The sequence below is a fragment of the Kitasatospora sp. MAA4 genome, from assembly GCF_029893355.1.
In the GTDB taxonomy this organism is placed as follows: Bacteria; Actinomycetota; Actinomycetes; order Streptomycetales; family Streptomycetaceae; genus Kitasatospora.
The window spans coordinates 48743-72998 of sequence record NZ_JARZAI010000015.1; the positions used below are offsets into that span (position 1 = coordinate 48743).

Annotated in this window: 24 protein-coding genes and 1 pseudogene; 13 read left to right on the forward strand and 12 right to left on the reverse strand. The window is 71.4% G+C overall.

Going from position 1 to position 24256, the window contains the following annotated elements; genetic code table 11:
• The first annotated feature begins 55 nt into the window (after positions 1 to 55).
• Positions 56 to 442, forward strand: a complete 387-nt coding sequence (locus P3T37_RS20795; protein WP_280725394.1) for a GntR family transcriptional regulator — start codon at positions 56 to 58, stop codon at positions 440 to 442.
• Here the strand turns inward: P3T37_RS20795 and P3T37_RS20800 are convergent, their stop codons facing one another.
• The 4 genes from P3T37_RS20800 to P3T37_RS20815 all read right to left on the reverse strand — a co-directional run bounded on the left by P3T37_RS20800 (position 443) and on the right by P3T37_RS20815 (position 4955).
• On the reverse strand, positions 443 to 1738 hold the full coding sequence (locus tag P3T37_RS20800; protein ID WP_280725253.1) for an Ig-like domain-containing protein: 1296 nt from the start codon (positions 1736 to 1738) through the stop codon (positions 443 to 445).
• Positions 1739 to 1903: 165 nt separating this feature from the next.
• Entirely contained in the window at positions 1904 to 2320 is a 417-nt protein-coding gene (locus P3T37_RS20805) for a cytochrome c oxidase subunit 4 (RefSeq protein WP_280725254.1), read from the reverse strand.
• The gene (gene ctaD / locus P3T37_RS20810) at positions 2320 to 4107 is read right to left on the reverse strand and encodes a cytochrome c oxidase subunit I (protein WP_280725255.1); all 1788 of its coding nucleotides are present in this window, start codon (positions 4105 to 4107) and stop codon (positions 2320 to 2322) included. Before ctaD ends, P3T37_RS20805 begins: the two co-directional genes overlap by 1 nt.
• Positions 4107 to 4955, reverse strand: a complete 849-nt coding sequence (locus P3T37_RS20815; RefSeq protein WP_280725256.1) for a cytochrome c oxidase subunit II — start codon at positions 4953 to 4955, stop codon at positions 4107 to 4109. The genes ctaD and P3T37_RS20815 overlap by 1 nt, the downstream gene beginning before the upstream one ends.
• A gap of 338 nt (positions 4956 to 5293) precedes the next feature.
• On the opposite strand from P3T37_RS20815, the gene P3T37_RS20820 reads away from it, so the two are divergent.
• Complete coding sequence (locus P3T37_RS20820) at positions 5294 to 6700, forward strand: cysteine desulfurase/sulfurtransferase TusA family protein (protein WP_280725257.1); 1407 nt, start codon at positions 5294 to 5296, stop codon at positions 6698 to 6700.
• Here the strand turns inward: P3T37_RS20820 and P3T37_RS20825 are convergent.
• Positions 6693 to 7667, reverse strand: coding sequence for a carbohydrate kinase family protein (locus tag P3T37_RS20825; RefSeq protein WP_280725258.1), 975 nt, complete (start codon positions 7665 to 7667; stop codon positions 6693 to 6695). The genes P3T37_RS20820 and P3T37_RS20825 overlap by 8 nt on opposite strands.
• 261 nt (positions 7668 to 7928) lie before the next feature.
• Between P3T37_RS20825 and P3T37_RS20830 the strand changes: the two genes are divergently transcribed.
• Together P3T37_RS20830 and P3T37_RS20835 are read left to right on the forward strand one after the other, a co-directional pair.
• Positions 7929 to 8147, forward strand: a complete 219-nt coding sequence (locus P3T37_RS20830) for a hypothetical protein (protein WP_280725259.1) — start codon at positions 7929 to 7931, stop codon at positions 8145 to 8147.
• 105 nt (positions 8148 to 8252) lie between these two features.
• Positions 8253 to 8936 carry a hypothetical protein gene (locus P3T37_RS20835; RefSeq protein WP_280725260.1) on the forward strand — a complete coding sequence of 228 codons (684 nt, stop codon included), beginning with the start codon at positions 8253 to 8255 and terminating at the stop codon, positions 8934 to 8936.
• Between the two features lie 71 nt (positions 8937 to 9007).
• Here P3T37_RS20835 and P3T37_RS20840 read toward each other — a convergent pair whose 3' ends face one another.
• The gene (locus tag P3T37_RS20840; protein WP_280725261.1) at positions 9008 to 9361 is read right to left on the reverse strand and encodes an iron-sulfur cluster assembly accessory protein; all 354 of its coding nucleotides are present in this window, start codon (positions 9359 to 9361) and stop codon (positions 9008 to 9010) included.
• Between the two features lie 239 nt (positions 9362 to 9600).
• Between P3T37_RS20840 and P3T37_RS20845 the strand changes: the two genes are divergently transcribed.
• Positions 9601 to 10473 (forward strand): GNAT family N-acetyltransferase, encoded by an 873-nt coding sequence (locus tag P3T37_RS20845; protein ID WP_280725262.1) that lies wholly within the window; start codon positions 9601 to 9603, stop codon positions 10471 to 10473.
• Between the two features lie 5 nt (positions 10474 to 10478).
• Here P3T37_RS20845 and P3T37_RS20850 read toward each other — a convergent pair whose 3' ends face one another.
• The 3 genes from P3T37_RS20850 to P3T37_RS20860 all read right to left on the reverse strand — a co-directional run bounded on the left by P3T37_RS20850 (position 10479) and on the right by P3T37_RS20860 (position 13466).
• Positions 10479 to 11825 (reverse strand): pyridoxal-dependent decarboxylase, encoded by a 1347-nt coding sequence (locus P3T37_RS20850; RefSeq protein ID WP_280725263.1) that lies wholly within the window; start codon positions 11823 to 11825, stop codon positions 10479 to 10481.
• A 178-nt stretch (positions 11826 to 12003) separates the two neighbouring features.
• Entirely contained in the window at positions 12004 to 12468 is a 465-nt protein-coding gene (locus tag P3T37_RS20855; RefSeq protein ID WP_280725264.1) for an Lrp/AsnC family transcriptional regulator, read from the reverse strand.
• Between the two features lie 71 nt (positions 12469 to 12539).
• Complete coding sequence (locus P3T37_RS20860) at positions 12540 to 13466, reverse strand: NADP-dependent oxidoreductase (protein ID WP_280725265.1); 927 nt, start codon at positions 13464 to 13466, stop codon at positions 12540 to 12542.
• A 160-nt stretch (positions 13467 to 13626) separates the two neighbouring features.
• Between P3T37_RS20860 and nadA the strand changes: the two genes are divergently transcribed.
• Positions 13627 to 14820 (forward strand): quinolinate synthase NadA, encoded by a 1194-nt coding sequence (gene nadA, locus P3T37_RS20865; RefSeq protein WP_280725266.1) that lies wholly within the window; start codon positions 13627 to 13629, stop codon positions 14818 to 14820.
• A 74-nt stretch (positions 14821 to 14894) separates the two neighbouring features.
• Here nadA and P3T37_RS20870 read toward each other — a convergent pair whose 3' ends face one another.
• Both P3T37_RS20870 and P3T37_RS20875 read right to left on the reverse strand, forming a co-directional pair.
• Positions 14895 to 15188, reverse strand: coding sequence for a hypothetical protein (locus P3T37_RS20870; RefSeq protein ID WP_280725267.1), 294 nt, complete (start codon positions 15186 to 15188; stop codon positions 14895 to 14897).
• Between the two features lie 32 nt (positions 15189 to 15220).
• Positions 15221 to 16039 carry a PspA/IM30 family protein gene (locus P3T37_RS20875; protein WP_280725268.1) on the reverse strand — a complete coding sequence of 273 codons (819 nt, stop codon included), beginning with the start codon at positions 16037 to 16039 and terminating at the stop codon, positions 15221 to 15223.
• Positions 16040 to 16317: 278 nt separating this feature from the next.
• Between P3T37_RS20875 and P3T37_RS20880 the strand changes: the two genes are divergently transcribed.
• Positions 16318 to 16917: a DUF3043 domain-containing protein gene (locus tag P3T37_RS20880; protein ID WP_280725269.1), complete on the forward strand. Its 600-nt coding sequence runs from the start codon at positions 16318 to 16320 to the stop codon at positions 16915 to 16917.
• A 326-nt stretch (positions 16918 to 17243) separates the two neighbouring features.
• A complete protein-coding gene (locus P3T37_RS20885) occupies positions 17244 to 17963 on the forward strand; it encodes a class I SAM-dependent methyltransferase (RefSeq protein WP_280725395.1) in 720 nt (239 codons plus the stop codon).
• A 19-nt stretch (positions 17964 to 17982) separates the two neighbouring features.
• Here P3T37_RS20885 and P3T37_RS20890 read toward each other — a convergent pair whose 3' ends face one another.
• Positions 17983 to 18183: a hypothetical protein gene (locus P3T37_RS20890; RefSeq protein WP_280725270.1), complete on the reverse strand. Its 201-nt coding sequence runs from the start codon at positions 18181 to 18183 to the stop codon at positions 17983 to 17985.
• Positions 18184 to 18299: 116 nt separating this feature from the next.
• Between P3T37_RS20890 and cobU the strand changes: the two are divergent.
• From cobU to lpdA, 5 genes and pseudogenes are all read left to right on the forward strand, one after another.
• Positions 18300 to 18866, forward strand: a pseudogene (gene cobU / locus P3T37_RS20895) (bifunctional adenosylcobinamide kinase/adenosylcobinamide-phosphate guanylyltransferase); the annotation flags it as partial.
• A 25-nt stretch (positions 18867 to 18891) separates the two neighbouring features.
• Positions 18892 to 20010 carry a nicotinate-nucleotide--dimethylbenzimidazole phosphoribosyltransferase gene (locus tag P3T37_RS20900; RefSeq protein WP_280725271.1) on the forward strand — a complete coding sequence of 373 codons (1119 nt, stop codon included), beginning with the start codon at positions 18892 to 18894 and terminating at the stop codon, positions 20008 to 20010.
• A 3-nt stretch (positions 20011 to 20013) separates the two neighbouring features.
• A complete protein-coding gene (locus P3T37_RS20905) occupies positions 20014 to 20766 on the forward strand; it encodes an adenosylcobinamide-GDP ribazoletransferase (protein WP_280725272.1) in 753 nt (250 codons plus the stop codon).
• Between the two features lie 169 nt (positions 20767 to 20935).
• The gene (locus tag P3T37_RS20910) at positions 20936 to 22429 is read left to right on the forward strand and encodes a leucyl aminopeptidase (protein ID WP_280725273.1); all 1494 of its coding nucleotides are present in this window, start codon (positions 20936 to 20938) and stop codon (positions 22427 to 22429) included.
• A gap of 402 nt (positions 22430 to 22831) precedes the next feature.
• A complete protein-coding gene (gene lpdA, locus P3T37_RS20915; RefSeq protein ID WP_280725274.1) occupies positions 22832 to 24220 on the forward strand; it encodes a dihydrolipoyl dehydrogenase in 1389 nt (462 codons plus the stop codon).
• Positions 24221 to 24256 lie beyond the last annotated feature (36 nt).

Genomic DNA, 24256 nt, shown 5'->3' on the forward strand with positions numbered 1-24256 from the left:
CCCCGACCCGAACCTTCGCCGACCCACCTAGGAGGCTCCACCCGTGCAGCTCAGCATGGACCACTCCGCCGCCACTCCCCCGTACGAGCAGCTCCGCTCGCAGATCGCCGAGCAGGCCCGAGCCGGCGTGCTGCCGGCCGGGCTGAAGCTGCCCACCGTCCGGGCGCTGGCCGAGCAGCTCGGCCTGGCCGCCAACACGGTGGCCCGCGCCTACCGGGAGCTGGAGGCGGACGGCGTGGTGGAGACCCACGGCCGGCGCGGCACCCTGGTCGCCGCCACCGGTGACAGCGCGCACCGCCTGGCGACCACGGCCGCCGTGGAGTTCGCCGAACGCGCCCAGCGGCTGGGCGTCACGCGCGACGAGGCCCTGGCGGCCGTGAGCGGCGCGCTGGACCTCGTCTACGGGAAGAGCGGGGAGAGCGGGGAGAGCGGGACGGACTGATCAGATCTGCGGCCGCAGGGCCGCGGAGGCCTCCGCCACCGGCGTGGAACTGGTGGTGCTGACCTCCTTGCCGAGCGCGCTGCCCTTGACCCAGTCCGCCCAGTCGAGGTTCCAGTCCCCGAAGCCGTTGCCGAACGGCTCCATGGTGTGGCCCTTGCTGTTCACCACCTGGACGATGTCGCCCACCCGGGTCTGCTCGTAGAACCACTCGGCGTTGTCGGTGCTCATCCCGGTGCAGCCGTGGCTGACGTTCTCCACGCCCTGCGAGGCCACCGACCAGGGCGCCGCGTGCACGTACTCGCCGCTCCAGGTCACCCGGGTGGCCCACTCCACCTTGAGGTCGTACGCCTCGCTGCTGCCCTTGGCGATGCCGATGGTCTCGCTGCTCATCTGCACCTCGCGCTCCTGACCGAGCACCACCTTGATGCCGTTGCGGGTGTCGAAACCGGGCTTGCCGGTGGTCACCGGGATGGTGTTGACCACCTCGCCGTTGCGCTTGAAGGTCAGCTCGTCGGTCGACGCGTCGACCAGCGCCTCCACCCGGTCACCGGTGCGGAAGGCGACCCGGCCCGGCGCGCCGCCGTACGTCCCGTCGGTGCCGATCGCCTTGCCCTGCACGTCGAAGGTGAGCCGCACCGAGGCGTTGGCCGGCCAGTACCCCTGCGGGCGGAAGTGCAGGTTCTTGTCGTCCACCCAGTGCCAGGCGCCGGTGACCGCGGGCTGCGAGAAGACCGTCAGGCCGCGCTCCACCTGCTTGCGGACGGCGGGGTCGGTGACCGCCTGGGAGAGCTGGACGGTGAGCGGCTCGCCCACCCCGTAGACGTCCCGGCCCAGGTCGGGGCCGAGCGCCGCGGTGAGCAGCCGGTCGGCGGGCTTGGTGGTGACGTCGGCGGTGGACTCACCGCGGGCGCCGCTGCCGTCGGCGGCGGCGATCCGCGCGGTGTAGTGGGTGGCGGGGGCGAGCGGGGCGGTGCTGTGCCAGCCGTGCCCGTCGCTGTCGAGCGCCCCGGCCACCACGGTGCCGCCGGGGCCGCTCAGGGTGACGTCGGTGATCTTGTCGCCCGACTTGGCGGTGACCGTGAACGGCTTGGCGGGGTCGGCGTTCACGACGTCCGAGGTGTTCACCAGGGTGGCCGCGTTGACGGCCCGCGGCGGCTTGCCGCTGCCGTTCTGCCCGCCGCCGTCCGAGCAGCCCGCCAGCGGACTCAACAGCAGTGGCGCCAGCGCCAGCCAGGCCGGCACCGTGCGGTGCCGCGCCGTCCCGTTCTCTCGACCTGCTGCGCGTGTGCCGGCCACCGGAGCCTCCTGGGGGTGCGGATCTGTAGGAACATCAGCGCATTCCGATCGGCCCCACGCACGCCGCAGCGCCCACCCGTGTGAACGGCCCACCCGGTGAGCCCAACAAAAATGGCGGGACCCCTCCGAAGAGGGATCCCGCCGTGCTGCGTGAGCGAACCGGCCTTACTGGTTCCGGTTCTCGCCGCGGTAGAACTCGAAGGTCCAGCCGAAGAGGCCGATCAGGATGACCGGGATCGACCAGAACATCAGCCACCAGCCGAAGACGACACCGAGGAAGGCCAGCGCGCCGCCACAGGCGAGCGAGAGCGGCTGCCAGCTGTGCGGGGCGAAGAAGCCCTGCTCGCCGGCGTCGTCGGAGACCTCGGCCTCGGGGTTGTCACCGGCACCGAGGTCCACCCGGCGGGCCGTGAAGCCCAGGTAGAACGCGATGAAGGCGCACAGGCCGAAGGCCAGGAAGAGCGCGGTGGTACCGGCGGCCTCCGTGCCGTGCGAGCTGTGCGTGGTCCACAGACCGTAGGTGATGGCGCAGATCAGGATGAAGACGGCGAAGCCTGCGAAGATCTTTCCCTGTTCCTTCATCAGGCGTCGCCCTCCTTCTTACCCTTGGTGGTCAGCTCGGGGGTGTCGTAGACGGCCGGCGTGACGCCCTCGAAGTGCTTGGCCGGGTGGCCGTGGAACTCCAGGTAGTCCAGCGCGGCGATGTCCGGGTGGTGCAGGTCGAACGCCGGGGATTCCGAACGGATCCGGGGCAGGGTGAGGAAGTTGTGCCGCGGCGGCGGGCAGGAGGTCGCCCACTCCAGCGAACGGCCGTAGCCCCACGGGTCGTCAACCTCCACCTTCTCCCCGTACTTGGCGGTCTTCCAGACGTTGTAGAGGAACGGCAGGATCGACAGGCCGAGCAGGAAGGAGCCGATGGACGAGACGGTGTTCAGGGTGGTGAAGCCGTCCGAGGGCAGGTAGCTGGCGTAGCGGCGGGGCATGCCCTCGGCGCCGAGCCAGTGCTGCACCAGGAAAGTGGTGTGGAAGCCGATGAACAGCGTCCAGAAGGTGATCTTGCCAAGGCGCTCGTCGAGCATCTTGCCGGTCATCTTCGGCCACCAGAAGTGGAAACCGGCGAACATCGCGAAGACGACGGTGCCGAAGACCACGTAGTGGAAGTGGGCGACGACGAAGTACGAGTCCGAGACGTGGAAGTCGATCGGCGGGGAGGCGAGCAGCACACCCGTCAGACCACCGAAGAGGAAGGTCACCAGGAAGCCGACCGTCCAGAGCATCGGGGTCTCGAAGCTCAGCGAGCCCTTCCACATGGTGCCGACCCAGTTGAAGAACTTCACACCGGTGGGGACCGCGATCAGGAAGGTCATGAAGGAGAAGAACGGCAGCAGCACCTGTCCGGTGACGTACATGTGGTGCGCCCACACCGTCACGGAGAGGCCGGCGATCGCGATGGTCGCGGCGATCAGGCCGGAGTAACCGAACATCGGCTTGCGGCTGAAGACCGGGATGATCTCCGAGATGATGCCGAAGAACGGCAGCGCGATGATGTACACCTCGGGGTGACCGAAGAACCAGAAGAGGTGTTGCCAGAGCAACGCCCCGCCGTTGGCCGGGTCGAAGATGTGTGCCCCGAATTTCCGATCCGCCTCCAGCGCGAAGAGCGCGGCGGCGAGAACCGGGAAGGCCAGCAGGACCAGCACGGCGGTCAGCAGGACGTTCCAGACGAAGATGGACATCCGGAACATCGTCATGCCGGGCGCGCGCATGCAGATGATGGTGGTGATGAAGTTGACCGCACCGAGGATCGTGCCGAAGCCGGAGAAGGCCAGACCCATGATCCACATGTCGGCGCCGACGCCCGGCGAGCGGACCGCGTCGGAGAGCGGCGAGTAGGCGAACCAGCCGAAGTCGGCCGCACCCTGCGGGGTGAGGAAGCCACCCACCGCGATGGTCGAGCCGAACAGGTAGAGCCAGTAGGCGAACATGTTCAGACGCGGGAAGGCGACGTCGGGAGCGCCGATCTGGAGCGGCATGATCCAGTTCGCGAAGCCGGCGAAGAGCGGCGTCGCGAACATCAGCAGCATGATCGTGCCGTGCATCGTGAACGCCTGGTTGAACTGCTCGTTCGTCAGGATCTGGCCGTTGGGCTGAGCCAGCTGGGCACGCATGACGAGCGCGAGGATGCCACCGATCAGGAAGAACGCGAACGAGGTACCGAGGTACATCGTGCCGATCGTCTTGTGGTCGGTGGTGGTCAGCCACTTGATGATGGTGGAACCCGGCTTGCGAGTGCGCTGAACGCCCCCGCCCACCCTGACGGTGCCCCCGGATGCCCCGCCGGCAGCGGCGGGCTCATTGAGGATGGTCACTATTCACTTCCCATGGTCGTGATGCCCGAAGGCACCGCGCCTGCCTGGCCACTGGCCCGGAGCTGCTGCAGGTGGTTCATGTACTCGTCGTGGGTGACGACCTTGACCTTGAAGAGCATCTTGTCGTGGTTCACGCCGCAGAGTTCCGCGCACTTGCCGTCGTAGGTGCCCAGGACGGTCGGGGTGACCTCGAACTTGTTCACCACGCCCGGCACGACGTCCATCTTCATCATGAAGTTGACGGGCCAGAAGTCGTGGATCACGTCACGCGAGGTCAGCCGGAACTGGACCGACTCGTTGACCGGCAGCCAGAGGGTCGGCATGTCCTGCGGAGTGCCGACGTCGTAGGCCGCGATCTGGCTGGTCGGGTCCGGGGTCTCGGTGTTCTCGTAGTTGAACGCCCAGCTCCACTGGAAGCCGACCACGTTGACGAAGTGCTGCGGCTTGGCCGACACATGCGTCAGGCGCGACTCGTCGCGTGCGACGAAGTAGAACAGCACCGAGACGATGACGATGGGGACCGCGGTGTAGAGCGCCTCGATGGGCACGTTGTACCGGGTCTGCGGAGGGATCTGGATACCGGTGCGGCTGCGCCGGTGGAAGATCACACTCCAGATGATCAGACCCCACATCAGTACGCCGACCACCAGCGCCGCGATCCAGGAACCCTGCCACATCTGGAGGACGAGATGTCCGTCCGTGGTGACGGGGCTGGGGAGGCCAAGCCTGGGCAGGTCGTTGGCCGAGCAGCCGGTAGCGGTCGCGATGACGAGGCCCAGTGCCAGCGCCTGAGGCAGCTTCCGCCGCATCGTGCGCCGCGGCGAGCGGTCGGAGCCGTTGGGACTCACGTAGCGCCTTCCCGAAGTCTCGCCCGCGATCGCGTCGCCCCGAGGAGTGCTTCGCCTCCCCGGCGACCCGCCCACGGGCACGGTTTGAATGCTTATGCGGGCCAAACCCTACTCCAGCCTTATGCGGACCTGACGAGCAGGTCCCGGTAACGCGCCGTCCGCCTACCCGATCAGCCCCGGCGGGCGTGGACTCGCAGGTCACGGCAGGCATTCGGGGTCCATTCACCCGATCAGGGGACGGCGCCCGGGCGTCCGGGTGACGGATCGTCGGGTGCGGACGAAGCGGACAAATCCGGTGCTCAGCTGACGCGCAGTGAGACCCGGCTACGGTGTCCGTCGTGACCTACTTCGACGCCGCCTCCACCGCTCCCCTGCATCCGGTCGCGCGGCAGGCGCTGAACGCCGCCCTGGACGAGGGCTGGGCCGACCCGGCCCGGCTCTACCGCTCCGGCCGGCAGGCCCGGATGCTGCTGGACGCGGCCCGCGAGACGGTGGCCGAGGTGCTCGGCGCACGGGCCGACGAGGTGTCCTTCACCACCAGCGGGACGCAGGCCGTCCAGTTGGGGATGCTCGGCGCGCTGCGCGGGCGCCGCCGGACCGGGCGCCACCTGCTGCACTCCGCGGTCGAGCACTCCAGCGTGCTGCACACCGCCGAGCTGCACGAGGCGGACGGCGGGTCGGTCGACGTGGTGCCGGTGGACCGCTCGGGGCGCGTCCTGGTCGAGCGGTTCGCCCTCCGGCCGGACACCGCGCTGGCCGTGCTGCAGTCCGCCAACCACGAGGTCGGCACGGTGCAGCCGGTGGCCGAGGTGGCCGAGCGGTGCGGCGAGGTGCCACTGCTGGTCGACGCGGCGCAGAGCGTCGGGCGGCTGCCGGTGCCGGGCGGCTGGTCGCTGCTGACGGCCAGTGCGCACAAGTGGGGCGGACCGCCCGGAGTCGGCGTGCTGGCCGTCCGCAAGGGCGTCCGGTTCTCCTCGGTGCTGCCCGCCGACGAGCGGGAGGGCGGCCGGGTGCCCGGCTACGTCAACGTGCCGGCGATCGTGGCCGCGGCCGCCGCGCTGCGGGCCGTCCGGGCCGAGGCCGAGGCCGAGAACGCCCGGCTGCACGCGCTGGTGGAGCGGATCCGCACCCGGGTGCCGCAGCTGGTGCCGGAGGTGGAGGTGGTCGGCGATCCGGTCCGCCGGCTGCCGCACCTGGTCACCTTCTCCTGCCTGTACGTGGACGGCGAGGTGCTGCTGACCGAGCTCGACCGGGCCGGCTTCGCGGTCTCCTCTGGTTCCTCGTGCACCTCCAGCACCCTGACGCCGAGCCATGTGCTGGCCGCGATGGGGGTGCTGACCGAGGGGAACGTCCGGCTCTCGCTGCCGCAGGGCACCGCGGCCGAGGACGTGGAGCGCTTCCTCGCCGTGCTGCCCGGGCTGGTCGCGGCGGTCCGCGCCCCGCTGGGCCTGGACCTACCGGCCCCCGCGCCCGCACCCGCGCCCGCACCCGCACCCGCGGTGAACCAGGTGCTGGTGCTGGACGCGCTCGGCAAGCGCTGCCCGCTGCCGGTGATCGAGCTGGCCAAGCGGATCGGGGAGGTGGCGCCGGGCGGCGAGGTGGTGGTGCTCGCCGACGACGAGGCGGCCCGGCTGGACATCCCCGCCTGGTGCGCGATGCGCGAGCAGACGTACCTGGGCGAGGCCCCGGCCGCCGACTACGGCGCCGACCGGGGCCTCGCCTACCGGGTGCGCAGGGTCAGCTGAGCCGGGCGCGGACGTCGGCGGCGGCGTCCTCGCCGTAGGCGGCGGCGAAGCGCGCCAGGAAGGTGGCGGCGCGCAGCTCGTACTCCTGGGTGCCGACGGTCTCGATCACCAGGGTCGCCAGCATGCAGCCGATCTGGGCCGAGCGCTCCAGGCCGAGGTCCCAGGACAGGCCCGCCAGGAAGCCGGCCCGGAAGCCGTCGCCGACGCCGGTCGGGTCGGCCTTCTGCTTCTCCTTGGCGCAGGGGACGAAGATGTCCTCCTCGCCCTTGCGCGAGATCCGCACGCCCTTGGCGCCCAGGGTGGTGATCCGGGTGCCGACCCGCTCCAGGATCTCGGCGGCCTCCCAGCCGGTCTTGCTCTCGATCAGCGCGGCCTCGTACTCGTTGCTGAAGAGGTACGCGGCGCCGTCGACGATCTCGCGGATCGCGTCGCCCTCCAGGCGGGCCAGCTGCTGCGAGGGGTCGGCGGCGAAGGGGTAGCCGCGCTTGCGGGCCTCCTCGGTGTGCCGGACCATCGCCTGCGGGTCGTCGGCGCCGATCAGCACCAGGTCCAGGCCGCCCAGCCGGTCGGCGATCGGCTTCAGCTCGATGTAGCGGGCCTCGGCCATCGCGCCGGTGTAGAAGGAGGCGATCTGGTTGTGGTCCTCGTCCGTGGTGCACATGAAGCGGGCCGTGTGGCGGGTCTCCGAGATGTGCACCGACTCGGTGTCCACGTTGTGGCGCTCCAGCCAGCCCCGGTACTCCTCGAAGTCCGCGCCGGCCGCACCCACCAGGACCGGGCGCAGGCCCAGCACGCCCATGCCGAAGGTGATGTTCGGCGCGACCCCGCCGCGGCGGATGTCCAGCGTGTCGACCAGGAACGACAGCGAGACCGTGTGCAGCTGCTCGGCGACCAGCTGGTCGGCGAAGCGGCCGGGGAAGGTCATCAGATGGTCGGAGGCGATCGAACCGGCGACGGCGATGCGCACGAAGGCTCCTTGGTAGGAAGGAAGGGCCGCGGGGTGACAACAGGGGGACGCGGACAACGGGGACAACGGGGACAACCCCCTAACGGTAGCCGCAGCCCCCGCTGTCAAGACACCGTGCTCGGAAGATGTCCGAATTGACGACTACCTGTGGGTAGGTCTGGCCGGGCCCCGGAAGGCGGCCTAGGGTCGCGATCAGAGGGGCTCGTCGCAGCCCCCCAGGCCCGCGGCGACGAGGCCGCGGCGGCGATCGGAGTCCCAGCCATGCTGCCCAGCCACTCCCCCGTTCAGGTCCCCGGTGCCCTCCAGGGCGAGGCCGACCCGGACACCCTGGACGCCCTGCTCGACTCCTCCCGCCGACTCGGCGTCTTCTGGCCGCAGCTGGCCACCGGCCCGCAGCCCGCCAGCCGGCCCGGCAAGGGCATCTCGGTGCCCGCCCGCACCCGCGACCTGGTGGCCGGCATGGCGGAGTTCGGGCTGTAGAAGCCGTCTGTCCGCCCCGGGGAACCGGATTCCGCCGTGACACGTCACAACCGCGCAGCCACAGCTGCCCGTCAGGAATCCGCAGACTCTGGAGGACGTCGCACCATGGACGACAAGACCGCAGCCGAGCCGCTCGCCCACCCCGCCGTCAGCGGTGCCGCAGCGGCCGGTCCGCGCGGACGCCGACGGCGGGCGCTGGCGGCCGGCGCCCTGCTGCTGGCCGTCGCGGCGACCGTCAGCGGCTGCAACAGCGGCAAGACCACCGCGGCGGCCGGCAGCAGCAGCCCCGCGGCCTCCGCCTCGGCCGCGCCCAGCGCGGGCTCGGCGGCGCCCTCGCCGAGCACCCCGGCCGGGACGGCGACCGCGCCCGGATCGGCGCCCGGCGGGTCGACCGCGCCGACCGGCCCCGCGCCCACCCGGCCCGCCAAGCCCATCACGCCCACCGTGCCGCCGGTCGGCGGCGGAAGCGCGCCCGACCTGCCCAGCCACCTCAAGCCGAACAACTACCTGAGCAGCGGCACCCAGCTGACGGTGTTCTTCTTCGGCGGCGTCTGCGACAAGTACGGGCTGAAGGCCGACGAGAGCAAGGCCGGCCAGGTCGGCGTCAGCATCGTGATCACCGAGAAGGCCCCGGCCGGCCAGGCCTGCCCGGCGCTGGTCAAGCAGCAGGGCGTCCAGGCCACCCTTGCGCACCCGCTCGACGGCCGCGCGGTGGTTGACCTGGACACCGGCGCGAACGTCCCGCTGGAGTCGGTGCCGAACGGCGGCCCGGTCAGCGCCGGCAACTGACCGCACGCACACATGCCGAAGGCGGCCTCCGGAAGTCTCCGGGGCCGCCTTCGGTGTGTCGCTGCGAGCGACTAGCTGAACGAGTCGCCGCAGGCGCAGGAGCCGGTCGCGTTCGGGTTGTCGATCGTGAAGCCCTGCTTCTCGATGGTGTCGACGAAGTCGACCGTCGCGCCGCCGAGGTAGGGGGCGCTCATCCGGTCGGTGACGACCTTGACGCCGCCGAAGTCCTTCACCACGTCGCCGTCGAGCGAGCGCTCGTCGAAGAAGAGCTGGTAGCGCAGGCCGGAGCAGCCGCCGGGCTGCACGGCGACGCGCAGCGCGAGGTCGTCGCGACCCTCCTGCTCCAGCAGGCCCTTCACCTTGGCCGCGGCTGAGTCGGTAAGGAGCAGACCACTCTCGACGGTGGTCTCGTCCTGGACGGTCATCTCGTTACTCCCGGTCTGTGACGACAAGTCTGCCGCCGGTGCCAACCAACGGTTGCCCGGATTGATTCCGAGCGGTGAAATCTGTGCGCGTACGGTGACCCGCTCGCCCCACCCGTCCATGCTCGCACACCGCGGGACCCTGGTCACGGCGCAGCGACCGCCGGGGGCAGTGCCGCCGATCACCCCGGGAATCGCGGAACCGGCGGCGCGGGGCCGCGTCCGGCGGTCAGGATGGGTCCATGATCCTGCGCCAGGTCCGTGACACCCCCGCCGACGCCGCCGCCGTCCGAGAGATCGCCGGTGCCGCCTTCAGGGCCCTTCCGGGGGGCTCTGCGCTGCCCCCGGAGAGCGCGGCGGAGATCACCGCGCACCTGGCCCGGACCAGGCACCTGGCGGTCACCGACCCGGAGGGCTGCTGGCTGGCCGAGGAGGACGGCCGGGCGGTCGGGTTCGCGCTGTCGATGCGGCGCGAGGGCCTGTGGATGCTGAGCCTGTTCGCGGTGCTGCCGCAGGCGCAGGGCAAGGGGATCGGCAAGCTGCTGCTGGAAGCGGCCGCGGCGCACGGCCGGGGCTGCCTGCGCGGGATGATCTGCGCCTCCCCCGACCCGGGCGCCGCCCGCCGCTACCGGATGGCCGGATTCACCCTGCACCCGACCATGAAGCTCTCCGGGCGGGTGGACCGGACGGGTCTGCTGGACGCCGGCGACATCCCCGTGCACCCCGGCAACGCCACCCACAAGCACCTGCTGGACTCGGTGGACCGGCGGCTGCGCGGAGCCGCGCACGGGCCCGAGCACGACTTCATGCTGGCCCACTACGACGAGCTGCTGATCGCGGACACCCTGGCCGGCAGCGGGTACTGCTACCGCGTCGGCGGCGCCGTCAAACTGCTGGCCGCCACCTCCAAGCGGCTGGCCGTCCGGCTGCTGCGCGAGGCGCTGGCGCGGGTGCCGGACGGCACGGACGCTCGGGTGGAGCACCTGACCGCCGAGCAGGAGTGGGCGGTGGACGTCGGCCTGGAGCTGGGGCTGACCCTGGAGAGCACCGGCTACCTCGCGCTGCGCGGGATGAAGCCGCCGGCTCCCTACCTGCCGAGCGGCGGCTTCCTCTGAGTGACTCAGACCATCGTGTCGAGGATCTCGCGGACCATCTCCATGGTGGTGCCCGGGTGCAGGAAGGCGAAGCGGGCGACCGTCTCGCCGTCCCAGCCGGTCGGGGTGACGAAGCCGATCTGGTCGGCGAGCAGCTTCTGCGACCAGGCGTAGTAGTCCTGGTCGCTCCAGCCGGTGCGGCGGAAGCAGACGGCGGAGAGCTGCGGGTCCTGGAGCAGCTCCAGGTGCTCGGTCTCGCGCACCAGCTGGGCGGTCTCCCGGGCCAGCGTCAGGCCCTCCTCGATCGCGTCGGTGTAGGCCTGGGTGCCGTGCACCGCCAGCGAGAACCAGAGCGGCAGGCCGCGGGCCCGGCGGGTGAGGTGGTAGGCGTAGTCGGTGGGGTTCCACTCGTCGCCCTCGTGGTGCAGGACGTCCAGGTAGGAGGCGTCCTGGGTGTGCACGGCCTTGGCCAGCTGCGGCTCGCGGTAGAGCAGCGCGGCGCAGTCGAAGGGCGCGAAGAGCCACTTGTGCGGGTCGACCACGAAGGAGTCGGCGTGCTCGATGCCGTTGTAGCGCTCGCGCACGGAGGGGGCGAAGAGGCCCGCGCCGCCGTACGCGCCGTCCACGTGGAACCACATGCCGCGCTCGCGGGTGACCTCGGAGAGGCCCGCCAGGTCGTCGATGATGCCCTCGTTGGTGGTGCCGGCCGTGCCGACCACCGCGATCACGGTCTCGGGGTTGGGGTCGGCGGCCAGTGCGGCGCGCAGCGCCTCGCCGGTGAAGCGGCGGTCCACGGTGGGGACCTTGAAGGCCTCGACGCCGATGATGTTGAAGGTGTTCTTGACCGAGGAGTGCACCTGGTCGGCGACCGCGACCCGCAGCCGCGCCTCGGGGCCCACGCCCAGCTTGCGGCGGGCCACGTCGCGGGCGACCACCAGCGCGGACAGGTTGCCGGCCGAGCCGCCGGAGACGAAGGTGCCGCCGGCCGAGGCGGGCATGCCGGCGCGGTCGGCTATCAGGCGCAGCACCTGGTTCTCGGCGGCGATCGCGCCGGCCGCCTCCAGCCAGGAGATGCCCTGCAGCGAGGCGCAGGAGACCACCATGTCGAAGAGCAGCGCGGCCTTGGTCGGGGCGCACGGGATGAAGGAGAGGTAGCGAGGGCTGTCCGCGGAGATCACCGCGCGGGAGAGCTCGTGGTCGTAGAGCTTGAGCACGTCGGCGGCCGGGTTGCCGCGCTCGTTCAGCAGGCCGGCCAGGTGGGAGCGCAGGTGCTCGCCATCCCCGGGGTGGTCCAGCGGGACCGGGTCGTACTGCAGGCGCTCTCGCATGTAGCCGAAGACCAGGTCGACGAGCTCGTTGTCGGGCTGGTGCATACGGTGCGGTGCTGCGGACACGTCCGGGCCTTTCGATCGGGCTGAGGGCAGGCCGCTGGGCCTGTTGATCAGCGTAGGCAGCGGGGGCGTGCGCCCGCGCGTCGAAATGCGCCGGTCCGGGCAGCATTCGAGCGTGTTCGACCGCCGGGGCGCAGGAATCCTGCGCTGCTCCGGACGGTCAGCCGATCAACCGCGACAGCACCACCGAGCTGCGGCTGCGCTGCACGCCGGGCTCCTTGCGGATCCGCTCGATCACCGCCTCCAGGTGCCGGGTGTCGGCGGCTCTCAGGTGCACCAGCGCATCCGGGTCGCCGGTCACCGTCCAGGCCGCGACCACCTCCGGGAACTGCCGCAGGCTGGCCAGGATCTCCTCGGGCGCGGTGCGCTCGCGGCAGTAGACCTCGACGAAGGCCTCGGTCTGCCAGCCGAGCATCGCCGGGTCCAGGACGACGGTGAACCCGCGCACCACTCCGCGGGCCCGCAGCCGGTCGATCCGACGCCGGACGGCGGTGGCGGAGAGGTTGCTGAGCACCCCGATCTCGGCGTACGACGCCCGCCCGTCCCTGGCCAGGTGGGCCAGCAGCAGGCGGTCGGTCTCGTCCAGGGAGACACCGGCCGGTTCGGACGGTCGGGTGGTACTCATCGGTGCGGGGTCTCCACGGGATCGAGCCAGGGACAGTGGGGGTGTGGTCCCATTCTGACGACTTCCGCCGATCAGTCCACCATCAGCACGATCTTGCCTCTGGTCCGTCCCTCGGCGCTGAGGGCCTGGGCCGAGGCGGCCTGGGCCAGCGGGAAGGTCGAGGCGACGGTGACGGCCAGCTTGCCCGCCTCGACCAGGTCGCCCAGCGCGGTGAGGTCCGCGCTGTCCGGGCGGACGAAGTGGTAGTGCCCGCCGACCGCCAGCACCTCGTGGTTGGCGACCGAGGCGATCCGATCGGGGTCCGCGACCAGGGCGCGCGAGACCTCCACCGCGTCGCCGCCGATCAGGTCCAGGGCGGCGTCCACGCCCTGCGGCGCCAGCGCCCGGACCCGCTCGACCAGCCCGTCGCCGTACGCCACCGGCTCGGCGCCGAGGCCGCGCAGGTAGGCGTGGTTGCGCTCGCTGGCGGTGCCGATCACCCGGGCGCCGAGCGCCAGGGCGATCTGCACCGCGAAGCCGCCGACGCCGCCGGCCGCCGCGTGCACCAGCACCGTCTCGCCGGCCCGGACCCTGAGCACCTTGACCAGCCCCTGGTAGGCGGTCAGTCCGGCCAGCGGCAGCCCGCCGGCCTGTGCCCAGTCCAGCGAGGGCGGCTTGCGGGCCAGGCAGCGGACCGGCGCGGAGACGAGTTCGGCGTATGTGCCATGCTCGACGGCGTCCTTGCGGACGTAGCCGACCACCTCGTCGCCGGGCCGGAACTCGGTGACGGACGGGCCGACCCGTTCCACCACGCCGGCCACGTCCCAGCCCAGCACCAGCGGGAAGTGGACGTCCATCGCGGTGTCGAGGTAGCCCTCGCGGATCTTCCAGTCGACCGGGTTGACCCCGGCCGCCCTGACCCTGACCAGCACCGAGTCGGGGCCGACCCTGGGGTCGGGGAGTTCGATGTACTCGACGGCCTCCGGGCCGCCGTACTGCCGGATCGCGATTGCCTTCATGGACCCAGCGAACACGACCGGTCCACCGACGTCCTGTCGAGCGGATCGCGTCACATCGACACGATGGCCATCGTCAGAGTGACGCGAACGGGTTATCATAGATAACGTCAGAAAGACGAGAAGGCTGGGAACCTCCGGCCGCACAGGAGGGCACCCGCCCGTGACCACCACCGTTGAGACCCCGTCCGTCGGAGGGTTCGCCGAGCCGAGCCAGACGCCGCTCGCGCTGCTGCTGCTCGGCCGCCAGGCCGACCCGAACAGCGAGCGGGGCGTCGAGTGCCCTGGCGACCTGCCGCCCGCCTCCGACCCCGACCTGGTCGAGCGCGCCCGCGCCGCCAAGGCCGCGCTGGGCGACCGCGTCTTCATCCTGGGCCACCACTACCAGCGCGACGAGGTCATCGAGTTCGCCGACGTCACCGGTGACTCCTTCAAGCTGGCGCGCGATGCCGCGGCCCGTCCGGAGGCCGAGTTCATCGTCTTCTGCGGCGTGCACTTCATGGCCGAGTCCGCCGACATCCTGACCGGCGACAGCCAGCGGGTCATCCTGCCGGACCTCGCGGCCGGCTGCTCGATGGCCGACATGGCCACCGCCGAGCAGGTCGCCGAGTGCTGGGACGTGCTGGCCGACGCCGGCATAGCCGACACCACCGTCCCGGTGGCGTACATGAACTCCTCCGCCGACATCAAGGCCTTCACCGGCAAGCACGGCGGCACCATCTGCACCTCCTCCAACGCCAAGCGCGCGCTGGAGTGGGCGTACGAGCAGGGTCAGAAGGTGCTGTTCCTGCCGGACCAGCACCTGGGACGCAACACCGCGGTGCGCGACCTGGGCCTCTCGCTGGACGACTGCGTGCTCTACAACCCGCACAAGCCGAACGGCGGCCTGACCGTCGAGCAGCTGCGGAACGCCAAGATGATCCTCTGGCGCGGGCACTGCTCGGTGCACGGTCGCTTCACTCTGGACTCGGTCAACGAGGTCCGCGAGCGGATCCCGGGCGTCAACGTCCTGGTGCACCCGGAGTGCCGGCACGAGGTCGTCGCGGCCGCCGACCAGGTGGGCTCGACGGAGTACATCATCAAGGCGCTGGACGCGGCCGAGCCCGGCTCCAAGTGGGCCGTGGGCACCGAGCTGAACCTGGTGCGCCGGGTGGCCAAGGCCCACCCGGACAAGGAGATCGTCTTCCTCGACAAGGCCGTCTGCTTCTGCTCCACGATGAACCGGATCGACCTGCCGCACCTGGTCTGGGCGCTGGAGTCGCTGGTCGAGGGCCGGGTGCCGAACGTCATCACGGTGGACCCGGAGACCGAGAAGTTCGCCAAGGCCGCGCTGGACCGGATGCTGGCCCTGCCGTAGCGCAGTCGAACACGCGAGAGGGGCGGCACACCGGTCGGTGTGCCGCCCCTCTCGCGTGGTGCTGTGTTGCGGGCCTACTCCGGGATACCCGGAATGAGCCCGTCGCCCTCGGTCCGCAGCAGCTCGCGGACCTGGTCGAGGGTGGCGCCGTCGTCCGGCAGGATCAGCTCGGACGGCTCCAGGGAGTCGTCCGGCAAAGGAGCACCGACCTCGCGGACCGCGCTGAGCAGACTGCCCAGCGCGGTGCGGAAAGCGGTCTCGTCCCCTGAATCCAGAGCGGTGAGCAGCTCGTCGTCGAGCTGGTTCAGCCGGTTCAGGTGCTCGTCGGCAACCTGGAACTGACCCTCACCCATGATCCTCATGATCATGCTGGCGTTTCTCCCTGCTGTCGACGGGCCTCTTACTTGTGGTAGTTGATGGTGGGCGGAGTGTCCTGCGGAGCGCCACCCTGCGTACCACCGTGCTGGCCGCCCTGCTGGGCCGCCCCGCCGTTGCCCTGCTCGATCGCGGCCGGGCCCGAGGACCCGCCGCCGAGCTCGGCCTTCATCCGGGCCAGTTCGAGCTCGACGTCCGAACCGCCGGCCACCCGCTCCAGCTCGGCCTCGATGTCGTCCTTGCGGCCGAGACCGCTGGAGTCGTCGAGCGCGCCCGAGGCGAGCAGCTCGTCGATCGCACCGGCGCGGGCCTGCATCTGCGCGGTCTTGTCCTCGGCCCGCTGGATCGCGAGACCGACGTCGCCCATCTCCTCCGAGATCCCGGAGAAGGACTCCGCGATCCGGGTCTGCGCCTGGGCAGCCGTGTAGGTGGCCTTGATGGTCTCCTTCTTGGTGCGGAAGGCGTCCACCTTGGCCTGCAGCCGCTGGGAGGCGAGCGTGAGCTTCTCCTCCTCGGCCTGGAGCTGCTGGTACTGCACCTCCAGGTCGTTGATCTGCGACTGCATCGCCGACTTGCGGGTCAACGCCTCACGGGCGAGGTCCTCGCGGCCCAGCGACAGGGCCTTGCGGCCCTGGTCCTCGTACTTGGACGACTGCTGTTGCAGCTGGGTCAGCTGCAACTCCAGGCGCTTGCGCGACGTGGCGACGTCGGCCACGCCCCTGCGCACCTTCTGCAGCAGCTCCAGCTGCTTCTGGTACGAGTAGTCGAGCGTCTCTCGCGGATCTTCTGCACGGTCCAAGGCCTTGTTGGCCTTGGACTTGAAGATCAGCCCCATACGCTTCATGATTCCGTCGCTCATGGGCCTCGGGTGCCCCCTTCTCCGGCCTGCGGTTTCTATCTCGTACCAAATCTAGTGCGAGTGTAGTTGCAGCGTGCCATCCACCGCAGTACACCGGCCTGCCACAAGACTGCTACGGATATCGCCGCACGACGTCATCCCGTGGGTGGATGTGGAGTCGGTCCCCAGGTCAGGGTGTCCCTGAGTGGTACTCCATGAGATCGATACGGGTTTGGGTCCTGCATCACCCCGAGTCCACTTGGACCAGCACGTAGGCTTGTGGTGTGTTCCGACGCCGTTCAGATGAAGCCCCCTCCTCCGCCACTGCGCTGGCCGAGCAGGATGACGCGACCCAGGCCCGCGATCCGCAGGCCAAGAAGGGCCGCCCGACACCCAAGCGCAGCGACGCCGAGGCCAACCGCCGCACCCGCGTGGTCGTCCCCAAGGACCGCAAGGAGGCCGCCAAGCAGTCGCGCGAGCGGCTGCGCAGCGAGCGCGAGAAGCAGCGGGTCGCGCTGATCAACGGTGACGAGCGGGCGCTGCCCGCCCGTGACAAGGGTCCGGTGCGCAAGTTCGCCCGCGACTTCGTCGACTCCCGCTGGTCGCTGGCCGAGTTCTTCCTGCCCTTCGCCGTGGTCATCCTGATCCTCAGCGTGGTCCGGGTGCCGGCCCTGCAGCTGCTCTCCACCGTGCTGTTCCTGCTCTTCTTCGTGCTCGTGGTGCTGGACTTCCTGCGCCTGGGCTTCGGCCTGCGCAAGCAGCTCGCTGAGCGGTTCCCGGGCCAGAACAGCCGCGGCGCGGTCGGCTACGCGCTGATGCGCATCCTGCAGATGCGCCGGCTGCGGCTGCCCAAGCCGCGCGTGAAGCGGGGCGAGCGCCCCTGACCGCCGAGCCGCTGCCGTACGACTGGTCCCCCGCCGCGCAGGAGCCCGGTCTGTACGCGCTGCCCGGGCAGGCGGCGGGCGGGCACGAACGCACCGGCTACGAGCAGCGCGTCGGGTACGACCAGCGGACGGGCTACGAGCAGCGGGGCGGCTACGAGCCGCGCACCGGCTACCCGGAGTACGACCAGCGGGCCGGCTACGACCTGGCGCCGTACGACCGGGCCGGCGGCCACGGCCGGGTGCCGGCCCGCAGCGGCTCGTTCGCGGGCGGCGCCGGGGCCTGGCTGGACCGGCAGGGCGGGCTGCGCAACCTGGTCCGCCAGGAGATGGTGGCCCGGCAGCTGGCCGAGCGGATCGGCACCCACTTCGGCGAGCGCGCCACCGCCGCACCGCTGCGGGTGCTGGACGTCGGCTGCGGCCAGGGCACCCAGGCACTGCGGCTGGCCCGGGCCGGCCACTTCGTCACCGGCCTCGACTCCGACCCGGTCACGCTCGGCGCCGCCCAGGCGCAGCTGGCGGCCGAGCCGCCGCAGGTGCGCGAGCGGGTCCGGCTGCTGGGCGGCGACGGCCACCAGTGCGGGCGCTGGTTCGGCGCCGGCAGCTTCGACCTGGTGCTCTGCCACGGCGTGCTGATGTACCTGCCGGACCCCGATCCGATGATCGCCTCGCTGGCCCGGATGCTGGCCCCCGGCGGACTGCTCTCGCTGCTGGCCCGCAACGGGGACGCGCTGGCCATGCGGGCCGGGCTGACCGGCGACTGGCGGGCCGCGCTGCAGGCCTTCGACAACGACCACTACGCCAACCGGCTGGGCCTGACCGCACGCGCCGACCGGCTCGCGGACCTGGCCCGCACGCTCTCCGAGGTCTCCGTACCGCTGCGGCACTGGTACGGCGTGCGGGTCTTCACCGACGCCGCCCCCGACCACGCCGCACTGCCCGTGGACGGGCGCCAGCTCGCCCAGCTGCTGGAGGCCGAGGAGCGGGCCGGGCGCGAGGACCCGTACCGGCAGGTCGCCGCGCTGATCCACCTGGTGGGCACGAAGTAACTCCGTGCCCACCCGGGCGTCAGCTCTCGCGCAGGCTCATCGTGTAGATCTCCCGGCCGTCGTCCAGCAGCGCCACCTTCTCGATGCCCTGCTCCAGGAGCTGCTTCCACTCCTCACCGATCCAGGACTCCGCGTCGCCCTGGCCCGGGAAGTCCTCAGGCTCCTCGGCCGGGGTGATGACCGAACCGTCCGCCGCCTCGTACCGCCACGTCCACGCCATGCCCGGCTCCTCCCTCGGAAATGCTTGAGCGCGCAGGCTATCGCCTCTGCTCAGACCCTCAGGCTGCCCTGGGGTGATCGGTGTCAACCCATTCGGGCAGGATGACGGCCATGGCACGCACCCTGATCCTCGGCGGCGCCCGGTCCGGCAAGTCCACCCGGGCCGAGCAGCTGCTGCTCGACCACCCCGACGTCTGCTACGTCGCGACCAGCGGGAACCGGGACGGCGACGGTGAGTGGGCCCAGCGCGTCGCGCTGCACCGTGAGCGCCGCCCGTCGAGCTGGCGGACCGTGGAGACCTGCGACCTGACGGCCGTGCTGGCCGACCGGGCCGACCCCGCTCCGGTCCTGATCGACTGCCTGGCGCTCTGGTTGACCGCCGTGATGGACGAGGCCGACGCCTGGGACGACCGGGCCTGGGCGGCCGGCGCCGAGCAGGCGGTGCAGGAGCGCTGCGCCGCGCTGGCCGAGGCCTGGCGGCTGACGGATCGCCAGGTCGTCGCGGTCAGCAACGAGGTGGGCATGGGCGTGGTGCCCGGCACCGCCGCCGGCCGCCGGTTCCGCGATGCGCTGGGCCGGCTGAACATGGCGGTGGCCGAGGAGTCCGACCGGGTGCTGCTGGTGGTGGCGGGACAGGTACTTACCATCAAAGATGTTGCGGGGCCCGGGCACCGGACAGCGTGAGCACCGGTTGGTAATGTTCCCCGCGATGGACACCACCGTGGATCTCGATACCTTCGCCTCGCTTGTCGAGCGCCCCGACGACGCTGCCCGTCGCGCGGCCGAGGAGCGCTGGCTCGATCTCGACAAGCCCCGGGCCGGCCTGGGCCGGCTGGAGGAGCTGGGCAGCTGGCTCTCCTCCGTCCAGGGGCAGTCCCCGGTGCGGGCGATCGCCGCCCCCAAGGTGCTGCTCTTCGCCGGCGACCACGGCATCGCCTCGCTCGGCGTCTCGCGGCTGCCCGCCGAGGGCGGCACCGCCCGGCGGGTGCACGCGGTGCTCGACGGCAGCGCGCCGGTCGCCCGGCTGGCCCGCCGGTTCGGCGCGGACGTGCGGGTGGTGGACCTCTCGGTGGACGCGGATCCGGCGGAGTTCCCCGCCGAGGTCGTGCGGCACCGGGTGCGGCGCGGCTCGGGTCGGATCGACGTCGAGGACGCGGTGACCCCGGCGGAGGCCGCCGCCGCGTTCGCGGCCGGTATGGCGGTCGCCGACGAGGAGGCCGACCTCGGCACCGACCTGGTGGTCCTCGGCGACCTCGGGGTCGGCTCGACCACCGTGGCCGCCGTCCTGATCGGCGCGCTCTGCGGCACGGACGCCGCGGCGGTCTGCGGGCGCGGCTCGGGCATCGACGACAAGGTGTGGATGGTCAAGTGCGCCGCGATCCGCGACGCGCTGCGGCGGGCCCGCCCGGTGCTCGGCGACCAGTTGGCGCTGCTCGCGGCGACCGGCGGCGCGGACTTCGCGGCGATCACCGGCTTCCTGCTGCAGGCCGCGGTGCGCAAGCTTCCGGTGGTGCTGGACGGCGTGGTCTCGGCGGCCTGCGCCCTGGTCGCCCAGCGGGTCTCGTTCCGCGCGCCGGAGTGGTGGCGGGCCGGTCTGCTGACCGGTGAGCCGGCCCTGGCCAAGGCGTACGACCGGCTGACCCTGACCGCGCTGCACGACCAGCAGATCACCATGGGCGAGGGCGTCGGCGCGCTGATGGCCCTGCCGATGCTTCAGGCGGCCTCGGACGCGCTGGCCGAGCAGGGCACGGCCGGCCCGGCGGCGCCGCTGCTGCCGAAGGCGCCGGTCAAGCTGCCGACCGCGCTGGAGCTGCTGGGCAAGGGCTGAGTCGTGCTGCACGGCCTGCGCTTCGCCTTCGGCACGCTCTCCGTCCTGCGGGTCCGGGTCGAGCGCTGGGACCGGGCCTCGGCCGGGCGGGCGATGCTCGCGGCGCCGCTGGTCGGGCTGGTACTGGGCACGCTGGCCGGCGCGCTGGGCGCGGTGGCCGCCTGGCGCGGCGCTCCGCTGCTCGCCGCCGTCGCCTCGGTGGCCGCGCTGGCCGCGCTCACCCGGGGGCTGCACCTGGACGGTCTGGCGGACGTCGCGGACGGCCTGGGCAGTGGCAAACCCGCCGAGGACGCCCTGCGGATCATGAAGCAGTCCGACATCGGGCCGTTCGGCGTCCTGACGATCGTTCTGCTGCTGTTCGCTCAGATCGCCTGCCTGGAAGGGCAGTTCGCGCACTCTGCGGCGCGCGGGGCACTGGCCGTGCTGACCGCGGCGGTGGCCGGGCGGTGTGCGCTCGGCTGGGGCTGTCTGCGCTCGGTGCCCGCCGCCCGCCCCGGCGGCCTCGGCGCGATGGTGGCCGGCACGGTCTCCCCCGCGGGCGCGGGCGCGGTCTCGCTGCTCAGCGCCGTCGCGCTCGCCCTGCTCGGCGCGGATCCGCGCTACGCGTTGGCCCTGACGCTCGGTCTGCTCGCCGCCTGGCTACTGCTGCGCCGCTGCGTACAACGCTTCGAGGGGATCACCGGGGACGTGCTCGGCGCGATGACCGAGACGGCCGCCGCGGTCTGCCTGATCGGACTGACCCTCAGCCGTCCGTGAGAGCCCGTAGCCCGTCCGTAACCTGCGAGGACCGGGGGCGGCGATGTCCCAGCATGCGGACTACCATGCGGGGGAGCACCGTAGCCCTGCGCCGTATTGGCGGAGCACGCTGGGGCTGTACCCATGCCGCAATCCGGCCGTGGACCGCGAAAGAACAGGACGCAATTACGTGACTGCATTGTCTGTGAGCACCTCCTCAGCCGCCGCGCTGCGTGCGGACGCTCTGGTGATCGGCGTGGCGAAGGGCCCGAAGGGTCTCGTCGTCGCGCCCGGCGCGGACGCCGTCATCGAGGCGTTCGAGGGCAAGCTGGCCGAGACCCTCGCCACCCTGGGCGCGAACGGTGCTGAGGGCGAGGCCGTCAAGCTGCCGTCCCCCGCCGGTCTGAAGGCCGGCTTCGTGCTGGCGGTCGGCCTGGGCGAGGCCGCCGAGGGCGGCTACCCGCTGGAGGCGCTGCGCCGTGCGGCCGGTGTCGCCGCCCGCACGCTGTCCGGCGCGAAGAAGGCCGGCCTGGCGCTGCCGGCCGAGTCCGCGGAGGAGATCGAGGCGGTCGCGCTGGGCGGCCTGCTCGGCTCGTACGACTTCAGTGCCTACCGCACCTCCGAGGGCGGCAAGGAGCCGGTCGGCGACCTCGTGGTGCTGACCGGTCGCAAGGGCAGCAAGGACGCCAAGGCCGCTGTCGAGCGCGCCACCGTCCTCGGCGAGGAGATGAACCGCTCGCGCGACCTCGTCAACACCCCGCCGAACGACCTGCACCCGAAGTCGTTCGCCGCCATCGTGCAGGCGGCCGGCAAGGAGCACGGTCTCAAGGTCGAGGTGTGGGACGAGAAGGCGCTGGCCAAGGGCGGCTTCGGCGGCATCCTCGGCGTCGGCGTCGGCTCCGCCAACCCGCCGCGGCTGGTGAAGGTGGCCTACACCCACCCGAAGGCCAAGGCCACCCTCGCCTTCGTCGGCAAGGGCATCACCTACGACTCGGGCGGCATCTCGCTCAAGCCGGCCGGCCACAACGAGACCATGAAGTGCGACATGTCCGGCGCGGCCGCGGTCTTCGCCGCGGTGGTCGCCGCCAAGCGCCTGGGCCTGGCCGTCAACATCACCGGCTGGCTCGCGCTGGCCGAGAACATGCCGTCCGGCAGCGCCACCCGCCCGGGCGACGTGCTGCGGATGTACGGCGGCAAGACCGTCGAGGTGCTCAACACCGACGCCGAGGGCCGCCTGGTGCTGGCCGACGCGATCGTGCGGGCCGGCGAGGAGAACCCGGACGCGATCGTCGACGTGGCGACCCTGACCGGCGCCATGGTGATGGCGCTGGGCAGCCGCACCTTCGGCGTGATGGCCGGCAGCGACGCCTACCGCGAGAAGCTGCACGCGGTGGCCGAGCGCGCGGGCGAGCAGTCCTGGCCGATGCCGCTGCCCGCCGAGCTGCGCAAGGGCATGGACTCGCCGGTGGCGGACCTGGCCAACATGGGCGAGCGGATGGGTGGCGGCCTGGTGGCCGGCCTCTTCCTCAAGGAGTTCGTGGCGGACGGGATCGACTGGGCGCACCTGGACATCGCCGGTCCGGCGTTCCACGAGAGCGCTCCGTTCGGCTACACCCCCAAGGGCGGCACCGGCAGCGGTGTGCGCACCCTGGTGCAGCTGGCGCAGGAGACCGCGCAGGCCTGACGCAGGAACCCGCAGGGCCCGGCCGCCTCGGCGCCGGGCCCTGCGGCGTTTCATATTTTCCGGTTACCAATTGGTAACCCCAGGATGACTCCCACCTTCGTGTTCGCTTCGGGCGAAACTTTGTTCCACAAAGCGGAATCAAGTTCGGTCACGATCGGCGCAGCATCTGGAACAAGCCCCGCCGTTGCGGCGTTGACCTGCGCAGACGGCGGGAAATGGGGGTCCTCGCACCCCCCGTCCGGCCACCGCGCACCCCTCGCGAAGTGGACCCGGACATCAGCCGCCGCGAACAAGTGCGAAGATGTATTTCCGGCACGACTGGGCGCCCCACAAGGGCCCGCCCGACACACCGGACCAGCCCCGGCCCGGACGATCCACACCCCATTGCATGGAGGACGTGACGTGGCGAACGACGCCAGCACCGTTTTCGACGTAGTCATTCTCGGAGGCGGAAGCGGCGGTTACGCCGCGGCGCTCCGCGCCGCTCAGCTGGGTCTGAGCGTGGCCCTGATCGAGAAGGGCGAACTCGGCGGCACCTGCCTGCACCGGGGCTGCATCCCGACCAAGGCGCTGCTGCACGCGGCCGAGATTGCCGACGAGACCCGCGAGGCCGCCGAGTTCGGCGTGCTCGCGACCTTCCAGGGCATCGACATCAAGGGCGTCCACAAGTACAAGGACGACGTGATCTCGGGCCTCTACAAGGGTCTGCAGGGCCTGGTCGCCTCGCGCAAGATCACTTATGTCACCGGCGAGGGCCGTCTCTCCTCGCAGACCTCGGTGGACGTCAACGGCCAGCGCTACGAGGGCCGCCACATCGTCCTCGCCACCGGCTCCGTGCCGAAGTCGCTGCCGGGCCTGACCATCGACGGCGACCGGGTGATCTCCTCGGACCACGCCCTCAAGCTCGACCGCATCCCGCAGTCCGCCGTCATCCTCGGCGGTGGCGTGATCGGCGTCGAGTTCGCCTCGGTCTGGAAGTCCTTCGGCGTCGACGTCACGATCGTCGAGGCCCTGCCGCACCTGGCGCCGCTGGAGGACGAGAACTCCTCCAAGCTGCTGGAGCGGGCCTTCCGCAAGCGTGGCATCAAGTTCGAGCTCAAGGCCCGCTTCTCCGGCGTCGAGTACACCGAGAACGGTGTGCGCGTCTCCACCGAGAACGGCAAGCAGATCGACGCCGACCTGCTGCTCGTCGCCATCGGCCGCGGCCCGGTCTCGCAGGGCCTGGGCTACGAGGAGGCCGGCGTCGCGATGGACCGCGGTTACGTCCTGGTCGACGAGTACATGCGCACCAACGTCCCCACCATCTCGGCCGTCGGCGACCTGGTCCCGACCCTGCAGCTGGCGCACGTCGGCTTCGCCGAGGGCATCCTGGTCGCCGAGCGGCTGGCCGGCCTCAAGGCCGTGCCGATCGACTACGACGGCGTGCCGCGCGTGACGTACTGCAACCCCGAGGTCGCGTCGGTGGGCATCACCGAGGCCAAGGCCGTCGAGGTGTACGGCAAGGACAAGATCGTCACGCTCAAGTACAACCTGGCCGGCAACGGCAAGAGCAAGATCCTGAAGACCGCCGGCGAGGTCAAGCTCGTCCAGGTCAAGGACGGCGCCGTGGTGGGCGTGCACATGGTCGGCGCGCGCATGGGCGAGCAGGTCGGCGAAGCCCAGCTGATCTACAACTGGGAGGCCCTGCCCTCCGAGGTCGCGCAGCTCATCCACGCGCACCCGTCGCAGTCCGAGGCGCTCGGCGAGGCCCACCTCGCACTGGCCGGCAAGCCGCTGCACTCGCACGACTGATCGCCCCTCCACTTCCCCCTTCCTGAACGCAAGACT